This window comes from Mesorhizobium sp. CA4 (assembly GCF_020165075.1).
Taxonomy (GTDB): Bacteria; Pseudomonadota; Alphaproteobacteria; order Rhizobiales; family Rhizobiaceae; genus Mesorhizobium.
The window spans coordinates 34,491-47,665 of sequence record NZ_JAIUHK010000020.1; the positions used below are offsets into that span (position 1 = coordinate 34,491).

Genomic DNA, 13,175 nt, shown 5'->3' on the forward strand with positions numbered 1-13,175 from the left:
TGAGATGAGCCGGTCGCCCTACCCTGCCGTCCTGTCCGGACCGCCGCGTCCGAGCCTGATCCTGAGGCCCGGCGAGATCAGCCTGCCGCCGGGCGTGGAACGATATACTGTCCAGGGCAATGGCGCAGTGCTCATCGACGTCGAGGCGGGCGACAGCGTCAGCGTGAGCAATGTCGAGGGCGGCCAGCCTTGCGAGCTGCTGGCCTGGGACAAATCAGGCGCGACCGATCCCGGCATTTTCGGCGAGCGGTCGAACAGCAACGCCGCCGGCATCAAGGCGCTGCTTGCCGAGGGCGACGACAGCCTCTCGGCGCTGCGTCTCAGCCTTGAGCGCCGCAAGGTGGAGCTCGACCAACCGAAGGCCGTGCGTGTGTTCGGCGGCGCCACGCCCGCCGGCACCGAGCAGAGCTTTGCCATCCAGCGCGACGGCGCGCTGCTGATCGCGGCGCCCGGCGGGCCGATGCTGGTCGACGGACACAACACCGCGACGCCGCTGACCGTCCGGGTGCGGCGCGCCACGATCCGCCTGAAGAACAGGTCGCAGCTTCCCGATCCGCTTGCCGATCCGGTGCTTGATCTTCGGGTGAAGTCGGCGACCGCCGAGGCCTATTTCGTCAAGGCCGGCGACTATTTGCAGATCATCGATGTCGATGGCCGGCAATGCACCGACTTCCAGTGTTTTTCCGCGCGCAAGCTGGACAAGGGGCGCGACCTGCCGCTCGACGTGACGACGACCCGCACGCTCATGGGTTCGGCCTATCCGATGCCCGGCTTGCATTCGAAATATTACGACCAGGACATGGAGCCGCTGGTCGAGGTGGTGCAGGACACATGCGGCCGGCACGACGCCTTCGCGCTTGCCTGCGCCGCCAAATATTACGACGACATCGGCTATCCCGGACACACCAACTGCTCGGAGAATTTCAACAAGGCGCTGTCGGACAAGGGTGTGACGCCCCGCGCCGGCTGGATGGCGATCAACTTCTTCTTCAACACGGCGATCGACGCGCATGGCGTGATGGTGTCGGACGAGCCGTGGTCGCGACCGGGCGACTATGTGCTCTTGCGCGCCCTGACCGACATCGTCTGCGTCTCCTCGGCCTGCCCGGACGACACCACGCCCGCCAATGGCTGGGACCTCACCGACATCCATGTGCGCGCCTATTCAGGCCAGCACAAATTCTCGCGAGCGATCGCCAGACGCATGAAGCCCGACTCGGAACCGAAGATGACCCGCGAGACAGCCTTTCATTCGAGCTTTGCCAAGCACACGCGCGACTTCGTCGAATATCGCGGCTATTGGCTCGCCAATTCCTTCGCCAAGGAAGGCCCCATCGCCGAATACTGGGCCTGCCGGCAGGCCGCGGTGATCATGGACCTGTCGCCGCTGCGCAAATTCGAGGTCACCGGTCCGGATGCCGAAGCGCTGCTGCAATACACGCTGACCCGCGACGTCAAGAAGCTTGGGGTCGGCCAGGTCGTCTATACCGCTATGTGCTACGAGCATGGCGGCATGATCGACGACGGGACGTTGCTCAGGCTCGGCAAGGATAATTTTCGCTGGGTCGGCGGCGACGATCTTTCCGGCGAATGGCTGCGCGAGACGGCGAAAAAACTCGGCCTCAACGTGCTGGTGCGCTCCTCCACCGACCAGATGCACAACATCGCCGTCCAGGGGCCGAAGAGCCGCGACATATTGAAGGAAGTGGTCTGGACCTCGCCCGTGCAGCCATCGATCGGCGAGCTCGAATGGTTCCGCTTCGCCGTCGCGCGCATTGGCGGCGGCAATGGCGTGCCCGTCGTCGTCTCACGCACCGGCTACACCGGCGAACTCGGTTACGAGATCTGGTGCCATCCGCGCGACGCCGAAAAAGTGTTCGACGCCGTCTGGGAGGCCGGCCAGCCGCACGGGCTGAAGCCGATGGGCCTCCAGGCGCTCGATATGGTGCGCATCGAGGCGGGACTGATCTTCGCCGGTTACGAATTCTCCGACCAGACCGATCCGTTCGAGGCCGGCATTGGCTTCACCGTGCCACTCAAGACCAAGGCCGACGACTTCATCGGCCGCGATGCGCTGATCCGGCGCAAGGAGCATCCGCAGCACAAGCTCGTCGGCCTCGACATCGATGCCAATGTCGCCGTCGGCCACGGCGACTGCGTCCATGTCGGCCGCGCCCAGATCGGCGTCGTCACCTCCGGCATGCGCTCGCCGGTGCTCGGCAAGACCATCGCGCTGGCACGGCTCGACGTCACTCACGCCGAGATCGGCACGGAGGTCGAGATCGGCAAGCTGGACGGCCACGCCAAGCGGCTGCCGGCGCGTGTCGTGGGCTTCGCCCATTACGATCCGCAGAAGACCAGGCCGCGTTCCTGATAGCGGCAACCCTTGCCTTCTTCCGTTGTGGGAGTAGGTGGCAGAGCGAAGTTCGGTCGGATGAGGGGTGTTCCAGAAGACACCCGCCTCTCACTCCGCTGGAACACCCCTCATCCGTCTCGGCGCTACGCGCCGATCCACCTTCTCTCACAAAGGGGAGAAGGAAAGAGCATGTTTCGCAAGCGGGATGTGCATGACATCCACAAAACGCTTGACGCGAAAGCACGTCGGATCAATCTTCACTCTTAAGAAAAAAATACGACTGAGTGGAAACACGACAGGCCGACGCCGATTTGCCGGGGAGCAAGCTTCGCAAGAGCCGAAGCATCGCTGGCGGGGAACAACAAAAAGGGGAAGACACAAGATATGAGCACGATAAGCACGGCCCTCGAGCAGCCTGTCGAAAGCAAGCTGCTCAGGCATATCGACTGGCGTGGCGCCTTCTGGGTGGCAAGCGGCGTTCCAGCGCTGGTCCTGTTCTCGATCGGCGGCATTGCCGGTACGACCGGAACACTGGCCTTCCTGATCTGGACGGTGTCCATGATCATGGGTTTCCTGCAATCCTTCACCTATGCCGAGATCGCCGGCCTGTTCCCGAACAAATCCGGCGGTGCCTCGATCTACGGCGCCACGGCATGGCTGCGCTATTCCAAGTTCATCGCGCCGCTATCGGTGTGGTGCAACTGGTTCGCCTGGTCGCCGGTGCTGTCGCTCGGCTGCTCGATCGCCGCCGCATACATCCTCAACGCGCTGGCGCCGATCCCGGCCTTCACCGAGACATCGCCGGAAGTCGTCGCCTACATCGCCGCGCATGCCGGAACGGCGCCCGCCGACGCCATCGCCGCGGTGGCGGCTGCCGCCACGCCCGCGATCCGCACCTGGTCGCTGTTCAGCCATACGCTGGGTCCAGTGTCCTTCACCTTCAACGCCACCTTCTTCATCGGCGCGGTGCTGATGCTGATCATCTTCGCGATCCAGCATCGCGGCATCCTCGGCACGGCCAATGTGCAGAAATATATCGGCCTGCTGGTCATCGTCCCGATGCTGATCGTCGGCGTCGTGCCGATCTTCACCGGCCAGATCGACTGGGCGAACTTCTCGCCGCTGGTGCCGTTGGCGGCCGCCTACGCGCCCGACCCGGGTTCGTGGAACATCGCCGGCTGGACGCTGGTGCTTGGCGGCATGTTCATCGCGGCATGGTCGACCTACGGCTTCGAGACGGCCGTCTGCTACACGTCGGAGTTCAAGAACCCCGGCACCGACACGTTCAAAGCGATCTTCTATTCCGGCCTGCTCTGCATGCTGCTGTTCATCCTGGTGCCCTTCACCTTCCAGGGCGTGCTCGGCCTGAACGGCATGCTGGCGACGCCGATCGTCGACGGCTCGGGCGTCGCCGACGCGCTGGCCGGCATGGTCGGCGGCGGCAAGATCATCCACAGCCTGCTGGTCATGCTGATGATCCTGGCCCTGGTGCTCTGCATCATGACGGCGATGGCCGGCTCCTCGCGCACGCTCTACCAGGGTTCGGTCGACGGCTGGCTGCCGCGCTATCTCAGCCACGTCAATGAGCATGGCGCGCCGACGCGGGCGATGTGGACCGACCTTTGCTTCAACCTGATTGTGCTGGCCATCGCCTCGGCCGACGCGACGAGCTTCTTCTTCATCCTTGCCGTGTCGAATTGCGGCTACATCATCTTCAACTTCCTCAACCTCAACGCCGGCTGGATCCATCGCGTCGACAATGGCCACATCAACCGCCCCTGGAAGGCGCCGACCTGGCTGCTTGGCATCGGCGCGATCTTCGCCTATGTGAACGCCATCTTCATGGGCGCCGGCGCCAAGGTGTGGAACCCGATGGCGCTGTGGGCCGGCCTGATCACCGCTGCCTTGATCATCCCGGTGTTCTGCTTCCGCCACTACGTCCAGGACAAGGGCAAGTTCCCCGAACACATGCTGGCAGACCTCGGCATGGCGGGGGCCGACCTCTCGGTCAAGAAGGCGGGCATGCTGCCTTACCTGACGCTGATTGCCGGCGTGGTGGTGATGCTGATCGCCAACTGGGTGTTCGTCATCTGACGCGGCAGCCTTGAAAATAGACGGGCGCGCCTCGGCGCGCCCGTTCTTTTTTGCGATCGCCCGTCCCGACATCAGCCGGCCTTTCGGACCGCCTCGCTTACAAAGAGCCGATTTTCTGGACGCTTCAGGCCGAGATTCTCGCGCAGCGTCGAACCTTTATGGCGTTGCTGAGAAAGAATTCTGTTTTGCGGAAGCCTTGCCACAGCGCATTTTTCCGCCCCGCGGACCTTGACGCGGATCATCCGCCACCGGCTTTCGCCGATGGCGGATGATCCAAGGTTGCCACCTTTTATTCCGCAGCCAAGGCCAGCTGCGGTCTTTCGATGCCTTCGACGTTCTCCGGCTCGGGCGCCTGCTCGTCGGTCTTGGCCTTCTTCGGCGCGTGGCCGAAGAACAGGGCGTAGCCGGCCGGCAGCACCAGGATGGTGAGCACGGTGGCGACGAGGATGCCGCCCATCATGGCGTAGGCCAGCGGCCCCCAGAAAACGCCGCGCGAGATCGGGATCAGCGCCAGGACCGCGGTCAGCGCCGTCAGCATGATCGGCCGGAAGCGGCGCACGGCTGCACCCACGATCGCTTCCGATCGCTCCATGCCGGCGGCGATATCCTGGTCTATCTGATCGACCAGGATGATCGAGTTGCGCATGATGATGCCGAGCAGCGCGATGACGCCGAGGATGGCGACGAAGCCGAACGGCGCGCCGCTGATCAGCAGCGCCGCTGCGGCGCCGATGATGCCGAGCGGTCCCGTGGCCAGCACCAGCATCGACTTGCCGAAATGCTGCAGCTGGACCATAAGGAGCACGACGATGACGGCGAGCATGATCGGCGCCTTGGCGGCGATCGAGGCTTGGCTTTCGGCCGAGTCCTCGGCGCCGCCCTGGATCTCGACGTTGTAGCCGGGTGCGAGACCGGCGCGCAGATCCTTCATGTCGTTGTACATCTTGGTGACGACGTCGTTGGACTGCACGCCGTCCGGCAGCGTGGCGCGCACGCTGATCGTCGGCAGGCGGTCGCGCCGCCATTCGACGCCCTGCTCCATCACCGGCACGACCTTGGCCACTTGCGAGAGCGGCACCGACCCGCCGAAGTCGGTCGGGATGTAGACCGAGTCGACCGAAGAGAGCAGGTGACGGGTCGCCTCCGGCTCGCGGGCGACGATCGAGACCGTCTCCTCGCCGTCGCGGAAATCGTCTAGCGGCGCGCCGGACATGGTGGCCTGCAGCATCTGGCGGATGCGCTGCGAGGTAACCCCGAGCGCGCGGGCGCGATCCTGGTCGATCACCAGCTTCATCGCCGGCACCGGTTCCAGCCAGTCGTCGTGGATGGCGCCGAGCAGCGGATTGGCCTGGAACCTCGCTTTCACCTCGTCGGCGATACGGCGCACCTCCTTGCGGTCCGGGCCCATGACGCGCATCTGCACCGGCCAGCCGGTCGGCGGACCGAGGAAGAGGCGGTCGACCTTGCCCCGGATCGAGGGGAAGTCCTGCGCCAGGATCTTGCGCATCTTGACTATCAGCCGCTCGCGCGCCGGCTCGTCCTTGGCCATCACCAGCAGCTGGGCGAAGTTCGGGTTGCGCAGCTGCTGGTCGAGCGGCAGGAAGAAGCGCGGCGCGCCTTCGCCGATATAGGTGGCGATGAAGCGCTTGTCCGGATCGTCCGCCATCTTGCCCTCAAACGACCTGGCCTGGTTTTCGACATCCTTGATCGAGGTGCCTTCCGGCAGCCACAGGTCGACCAGGATTTCCGGGCGCGAGGATTGCGGAAAGAAGTTCTGCGGGATGAACTGGAAGGCCCACAGGCTGGTGGCGAAGGTGACCAGCGTCATCACCAAAACGATGATGCGATGGCGCACGGCCCAGGCGACCGTCGCGCGCAGGCGCCGGTAGAAACGAGTGTCGAAGACGTCGTGATGGGTGCCGGCATGCTTGCGCTGCTTGAGGATCATGTAGCCCAGCCACGGCGTGAAATAGACCGCGACGAACCACGACACGACCAGCGCGATGCCGACGACGTAGAACAGCGTGCGCACATATTCGCCGGCGGTGGAGGCGGCGAAGCCGACCGGGATGAAGCCAGCCGTGGTGATCAGCGTGCCGGTCAGCATCGGGAAAGCGGTCGAGGTGTAGGCGAAGCTTGCCGCCTCGATCTTGACCAGTCCCTCCTCCAGCTTTCGCTCCATCATCTCGACGACGATCATGGCGTCGTCGACCAAAAGACCGAGCGCAATGATGAGCGCGCCGAGCGAGATGCGCTGCAGGTCGATGCCGATCTCGTACATGATGGCGAAGGTGGCGGCCAAGACGAGCGGGATGGCGATGGCGATCACCAGGCCCGAGCGCCAACCGATCGACAGCAGCGAGACTGCAAGCACGATGAGCAGCGCTTCGCCGAGCGCCTCCATGAACTCGTTGACGGCGTCCTTCACGACCTCCGGCTGGTCGGAGATCTGGTCGACCGAAACGCCATAGGGCAGTCCGGCCTCGAAGCGCTGGTAGGTCGCCTCGACATCCTTGCCGACATCCCTGACATTGAAGCCCTTGGCCATGACGACGCCGACCTGGACGCTCTCATGGCCGTTGAAGCGGTATTTTCGCTCATAAGGATCCTCGAGGCCGGAAGAGACGGTGGCGATGTCGCCGAGGCGCGTCACCTGGTTGCCGGAGCGCAGCCTCAGCTCGCGGATGTCGGCGGCCTTGGTCACGTCGCCCTCGACCGAGATGCGCACCGAGCGCAGACCGGTGTCGACTGAGCCCGCCGGATCGACGGCGTTCTGCCCCTTCACGGCGTTCTGCAGGTCAAGGATGGTCAGGCCGCGCTCGGCCAGCGCCTTGGACGAGACGTCGATATAGATCTTCTCCGGCTGGTCACCGATGATGACGGCCTTTTCGACGCCCGGCGTCGTCAACAGCATGTCGCGCGCCTGGATGGCGAATTTCTTCAGCTCCGGATAGGTGAAACCGTCGCCGCTGATCGAATGCAGCGTGATGAAAGTGTCGCCAAACTCGTCGTTGAAATAGGGACCGAGCAGGCCTTGCGGCAATTCGTTGGAAATGTCGCCGACCTTCTTGCGCACCTGGTAGAAGGCGTCCTTCACCTCTTCGGCATTGGTGTCGCCCTTGACCTGCAGCGTGATGATGGCGCTGCCGGCGCGGGTGTAGGAGCGCACGAAATCCAGATGCGGCGTTTCCTGCAGCTTGCGCTCGATCTTATTGACGACCTGGTCCTCCATGTCCTGGATCGAGGCGCCCGGCCAGATCGCCTGCACCACCATGACGCGGAAGGTGAAGTCGGGGTCTTCCTTCTGGCCCATGCGCATCAGGCCGAGCACGCCGGCAAGGATGATCAACCCGAACAGGAAGCGCGCGATGCTCGGATGTCCGATCGCCCAACGCGAAAGATTGAAGGGCCGCTTTTCAGTGCTGCTGTCGGTGGTGGTCATGGCACACGTCCAGTCCAATTGATCGGCAAGGCACGCTCGCTTGGCATGCCGCTTCTAGTTCGGTGGGCTTCCGGGCGGCGAGACCCCTCAAGCGGAGAGAGACTCGCAAATCGCGCTGGACGCGGCACTGCTGCGGGGGAGCCAACATGCCGGCATCTCACGATCGGGCGTCCGCCGCCCGGAACCCATGCCTCCCCCGGCTCGCGGCTGACGCCAGCGAGAGCGGGAAAGGCGTCTGTTGCGCCTGACTTCAGGTCTTAATTCGATGCATGTCGTTGTCCCAAAACCGCTTCGCACTTTTGGGCGACAAGCATCAGTGCAGGCTGCCGGTCGTAGCGACGTCGTTCTCCGCCGAGGCGGATTGCTGGGCGTCGCCGGAAAGCTTGACCTTCAGATTGTCGGTCATGAACTGGGTGCCGGCCGCGACCACGACGTCGCCCTGTTTCAGGCCGTCGGCAACGGCAACGCCGTCGACGGTGAAATTGGCCACCTTGATCGGACGCGGATGCACCGTGTCGGAGGCGCGATCGACCGTCCAGACGATCTGCTTGCCGTCCTTCTCGGCCATCGCCGTCAGCGGGATCGAGACGAGCTGCGTCTTGCTGCCGACGGTCGCCTGGACATTGGCGGTCATGCCGAGCAGCACGCGCGGGTCGTTGGGCAGCGAGACCCGGACAGCGAAGGTGCGCGACTGCGGATCGGCGCTGCCGGCGACCTCGCGGACCTTTCCGTCAAGCGTCAGCCCTTCCTCCGACCAGAAGCTCGCCTTGACCTCCTTGCCGGGCTTAAAGCCGGCGATGTCCATTTCCGGCACCGCGATCGATACTTCCTTCTCGCCGTCGACCGCGACCGTTATGACCGGGGTGCCAGCGGCGACCACCTGGCCGACATCGGCGGAGATGGCGGTGATGATGCCGTTCTTGCTGGCTTTCAGATCGGCGTATTGAACCTGGTTCTGTGCCTGGGCCAGCGCCGAGCGGGCGGCGTCGCGGGTTGCCACCGCCTGGTCGTAGGTCAGTCGCGCCTGGTCGAGCTGCGACTTCGGCGCGAAATTCTTGGCATAGAGTTGCTCGGCGCGCTTCCTGGCGAGGTCGACTGTCTCGACCTGGCGCTCGGCGGCGTCGAGGCTGGCCGCAGCGCTCTTGACCGACAGCTCGTAATCGGCAGGATCGACGCGGGCGAGCACATCGCCCTCATTCACATGCTGCCCGATATCGACCAGACGCTCGGTGACCTTGCCGGCGATGCGGAAGCCGAGATTCATCTCGGTGCGGGCGCGCACCGAGCCGGAATAATCGAGCTGACGCGTGGTCTGCGCCTCGCCGATCTCGACCACCTTCACCGGTCGGAGGACTTCCTGGACGACCTCCGCCTTTTCCTGGCTGCAGCCGGCAAGGCCGAGCACTGCTGCGATGACGGCGGCGGTTGGGAGGCCAGCGGCCGGCAGCCTTCGAACGATGGAACTAGGGAGGATGGAACTGGACAAAGACACGTTAGCACTCCCGAACTGGAGATGATTTATCGACCGCACCCGGCGGACGGTTTCTATTTCAAGGCTCTGATGGCGTAGTCGATAAGTTCGTCGGGCATTGCCCGGTTGGTCTTGGCAAGGCACTGCGCCACCATCTGCGGATGGCACAGAATGACGGTGGCGGCGCCGAAGCACCGCGCGGCGGTTGCAGGATCCTGCTGCCTGAACTCGCCGGCCTCGATGCCTTCGCGGATCACCTCGGCGAAGAGGTCGTGGATGCTGTTGACATGCTTGTCGATGACGGACCAGTCCCGCTCCAGCGCGACAATGACCATCTCATGCACCTTCTCCTGGTCCAGCATAACCTCCAGCGTCATCTTGTACTGGGCATGGATGTAGCGGCGCAGCCGTTCCTCGGCGCTGACCGGGAGATGCATGATCTCGTAGGCCATGTTGTAGCTGGCGCCGAGCATGCGGCCGCATACGGCCTGGTGGATTTCGACCTTGGAAGCAAAGAAGCGGTAGATGTTGGCCGGCGACATGCCAAGCTCGCGGGCGATGTCGGCAACGTTGGTCTTGCCGTAGCCGTAGTGGCGGAACAGCCGCTCGGCGCAGTCGAGAATGCGGGTCACATTCTCCTTTCTGGCGGGGTCTGCCACGATGTTGCCGGCTTCGGACATGGCACTTTCGTTTGATGAGTGACGAATTTCAATTTTCGTCAGTCGTAAAACGAAAGCAGAGCGGAGTCAACGCGAAATCGACGTACGCGTATAATTTGGTGACAGATGGTGACAGAACAAGCATGCGATGAGCGATGTTGGCGGTTGCATACTGCGGCTGTGACGTCGTCATCCACGGGCGGAGCAAGAGCGAAGCGTAATCGATACTAGGGTTTCCGCGCGTCGCGTCGCGACTGCTCCACCCTAGGATGACGACCTCACAGGGGCCGGCGAAAATTGTCGGAGTCCTGGGGGCTGCGCTCACGCCCCCTTCGCCATTTCCCGCAACCTGAACTTCTGGATCTTCCCCGTCGAGGTCTTCGGGATTTCGGCGAACACCACCGCCTTCGGCACCTTAAAGCGGGCGAGCAGCCCTCGGCAATGCTCGATGATCTCGGCCTCGGTCGCGGTCTTGCCGGGTTTCAGCTCGACATAGGCGACCGGCACCTCGCCCCATTTCTCGTCGGCGCGGGCAACCACACCGCAGGATGCAACCGAGGGATGCTTGTAGAGCGCATCCTCGACCTCGATGGAGGAGATGTTCTCGCCGCCCGAGATGATGATGTCCTTGGAGCGGTCCTTGAGCTGGATGTAGCCGTCGGGATGCATGACGCCGAGATCGCCGGAGTGGAACCAGCCGCCGGCGAAGGCTTCGTCGGTGGCCTTGCGATTCTTCAGATAGCCCTTCATGACGATGTTGCCGCGGAACATGACTTCGCCGATGGTCTCGCCATTGGCCGGCGTTTCGACCATCGTCTCCGGGTTCATCACCGTGAGGCCCTCGAGCGCGGCATAGCGCACGCCCTGGCGCGCCTTCTTCGCCGTCCTCGGTCCCTTCTCCAGCGCGTCCCACTCATTGTGCCATTCGTTGACGACGGCCGGGCCGTAGGTCTCGGTCAGGCCGTAGAGATGGATGACGGCGAAGCCGGCATCGGCCATGCCGGAAAGCACGGCCTCCGGCGGGGGTGCTGCGGCGGTGTTGAAGGTGACGGTCTGCGCGAACTGGCGCTTGTCCTCGTCCTTCGCATTGATCAGCACCGACATGACTATCGGCGCGCCGCACAGATGGGTGACGCCATGATCGGCGATGGCGTCATATATCGGCTTTGCCCGCACCCAGCGCAGGCAGACATGGGTGCCGGCCTGCACGGCCAAGGTCCAGGGAAAGCACCAGCCGTTGCAATGGAACATCGGCAGCGTCCAGAGATAGACCGCGTGCTTGGCCATGCCGGCATGGATAGTGTTGGTGTAGGCCATAAGCGCCGCGCCGCGGTGATGATAGACGACGCCCTTCGGATTGCCCGTCGTGCCGGAGGTGTAGTTGAGCGAGATGGCGTCCCATTCGTCGTCGGGCATCGACCAGGCAAAAGCCTCATCGCCGCCGGCGAGAAAATCTTCGTAGTCGAGCGTGCCGATCCGCTCGCCCTTCGGATAGGGCGCATCGGCGGCATAGTCCGGATCGTCATAGTCGATGACCAATGGCCTGGCCTTGGCCAAGGCCAGCGCCTCCTTGACGACGCCTGAGAACTCGCGGTCGACGATCAGCACCTTGCTGTCGGCATGGTCGAGCTGGAAAGCGATGACGGCGGCATCCAGGCGCGTGTTCAGCGAATGCAGCACCGCCTTCACCATCGGCACGCCGAAATGCGCTTCCAGCATCGGCGGCGTGTTCGACAGCATCACCGTCACCGTATCGCCCTTGCCGATGCCACGTTTCGCAAGCGCCGAGGCGAGCTTCAGCGAGCGGCGCCAGAAGCCGCGATAGGTTATGCGCTGGCTGCCGTGAATAATGGCGATGTGGTCGGGATAGGTCTTGGCCGCTCGCTCAAGATAAGTGAGCGGCGTCAGCGGTTGGTGATTGGCGGCGTTCCTGGCGAGATCCTGTTCGTAAGGATTGGCCATCCCGTTCTCCCCGATGTTCTTTTCGAGCTTTCTAACCGTAGGCCCGCCGCCGCGCTATCCCCCTTCCGCGGCTGAAAATGCTATGCTGCGCCGGCTTGGTAGAATGGCGATCCGGATTGAGCCGCGCCGCGAGGCGATTGCGACGCGCGCAAGCAAATTTGACTTTTGTCGAGAGCCGTGACTAATGTCAGCCGAGGAGGCGGCATGGCGATCAGACCGGCAGAACAGCTCATCCACAAGGCCGCCTGGCTTTACTATGCGCACGGCCTTCGCCAGGACGAAGTGGCGAGCCAGCTCAACATTTCACGCGCCTCGGTCGCCATGTATCTGCGCAAGGCGCGCGAGACCGGCATCGTGAACATCTCGACCTCGACGCAGCTCTTCACAGACGACGCCATGGCGCGGCGGCTGGAGGATGCTTTCGGCCTGGATGCTGTCTGGATCGCGCCGGAAAATGCCTATCTCGCCGATCCCTCGACCGATATCGCGGTGCTGGCGGCGAGCGTCTTCCTCGAACTGGCGAAGAAGGGCGACCGCATCGGCGTCGCCTGGGGCCGCACCGTCTACACTATCGCTGACATCATGTCCTTTGCCGACCTGCAGGACGTCACGGTGGTGCAGCTCTGCGGCAATCTCGGCGCGCCTTATTCCTATCGGCCCGACCAGTGCACGATGGAGATCGCGCGCCGGCTCAATGCCAAGGGCCTGAACTTCTACGCACCTCTGGTGCTGTCGACGGAAGAGCTGGCGAAAAGCTTGCGCGCCGAGCCGGTGATCCGCGATCAGCTGGCCGGCATCGCCGATTGCGATCTGGCGCTCTATTCCGTCGGCGCGGTCGACGCCGACAGCCATCTGGTGAAATGCGGCGCGCTGTCGCCGGCCGAGATGGAAGCGCTGCGCAGCCAGGGTGCGGCCGGCGTCATCGCCGGGCAGATCATCGACGCCAGGGGCGAGATTCTAGACTGCAGCTACAACCGACGCGTCATCTCAGCCGAGCTCGCCTCGCTGCGCGCCATCGAGAAGCGACTGATGGTGGTGCAGGAAGACAGCAAGTTCGAGCCGCTGCTTGCGGCCATCGCCGGCGGGCTGTGCACGCATCTGGTGGTCGGCGCGCATATGGCCGAGCGCCTGCTTCAGCACGCCGGCGCGGCAACGAAAAAGGCCTCGTAGAAAATCACCCTCGCCGCTTCT

At 63.8% G+C, this 13,175-nt stretch carries 8 protein-coding genes; 3 read left to right on the plus strand and 5 right to left on the minus strand.

Annotated features, from left to right (window positions below; all coding sequences use genetic code 11):
• Positions 1-4 precede the first annotated feature (4 nt).
• Complete coding sequence (locus tag LB528_RS17395; protein WP_224715688.1) at positions 5-2,374, plus strand: DUF1989 domain-containing protein; 2,370 nt, start codon at positions 5-7, stop codon at positions 2,372-2,374.
• Between the two features lie 366 nt (positions 2,375-2,740).
• The gene (locus LB528_RS17400) at positions 2,741-4,450 is read left to right on the plus strand and encodes an APC family permease (RefSeq protein WP_224715689.1); all 1,710 of its coding nucleotides are present in this window, start codon (positions 2,741-2,743) and stop codon (positions 4,448-4,450) included.
• A gap of 71 nt (positions 4,451-4,521) precedes the next feature.
• On the opposite strand, the gene LB528_RS17405 is transcribed toward LB528_RS17400, so the two are convergent.
• The 5 genes from LB528_RS17405 to LB528_RS17425 all read right to left on the minus strand — a co-directional run bounded on the left by LB528_RS17405 (position 4,522) and on the right by LB528_RS17425 (position 11,984).
• Positions 4,522-4,692 (minus strand): hypothetical protein, encoded by a 171-nt coding sequence (locus LB528_RS17405; RefSeq protein ID WP_224715690.1) that lies wholly within the window; start codon positions 4,690-4,692, stop codon positions 4,522-4,524.
• Between the two features lie 47 nt (positions 4,693-4,739).
• Entirely contained in the window at positions 4,740-7,892 is a 3,153-nt protein-coding gene (locus LB528_RS17410) for an efflux RND transporter permease subunit (protein ID WP_224715692.1), read from the minus strand.
• A 313-nt stretch (positions 7,893-8,205) separates the two neighbouring features.
• On the minus strand, positions 8,206-9,339 hold the full coding sequence (locus tag LB528_RS17415; protein WP_411962201.1) for an efflux RND transporter periplasmic adaptor subunit: 1,134 nt from the start codon (positions 9,337-9,339) through the stop codon (positions 8,206-8,208).
• A 98-nt stretch (positions 9,340-9,437) separates the two neighbouring features.
• The gene (locus LB528_RS17420) at positions 9,438-10,043 is read right to left on the minus strand and encodes a TetR family transcriptional regulator (protein ID WP_224715693.1); all 606 of its coding nucleotides are present in this window, start codon (positions 10,041-10,043) and stop codon (positions 9,438-9,440) included.
• 300 nt (positions 10,044-10,343) lie between these two features.
• On the minus strand, positions 10,344-11,984 hold the full coding sequence (locus LB528_RS17425) for an acyl-CoA synthetase (protein ID WP_224715694.1): 1,641 nt from the start codon (positions 11,982-11,984) through the stop codon (positions 10,344-10,346).
• Positions 11,985-12,188: 204 nt separating this feature from the next.
• On the opposite strand from LB528_RS17425, the gene LB528_RS17430 reads away from it, so the two are divergent.
• A complete protein-coding gene (locus tag LB528_RS17430; RefSeq protein ID WP_224517899.1) occupies positions 12,189-13,154 on the plus strand; it encodes a sugar-binding transcriptional regulator in 966 nt (321 codons plus the stop codon).
• Positions 13,155-13,175: the final 21 nt, after the last annotated feature.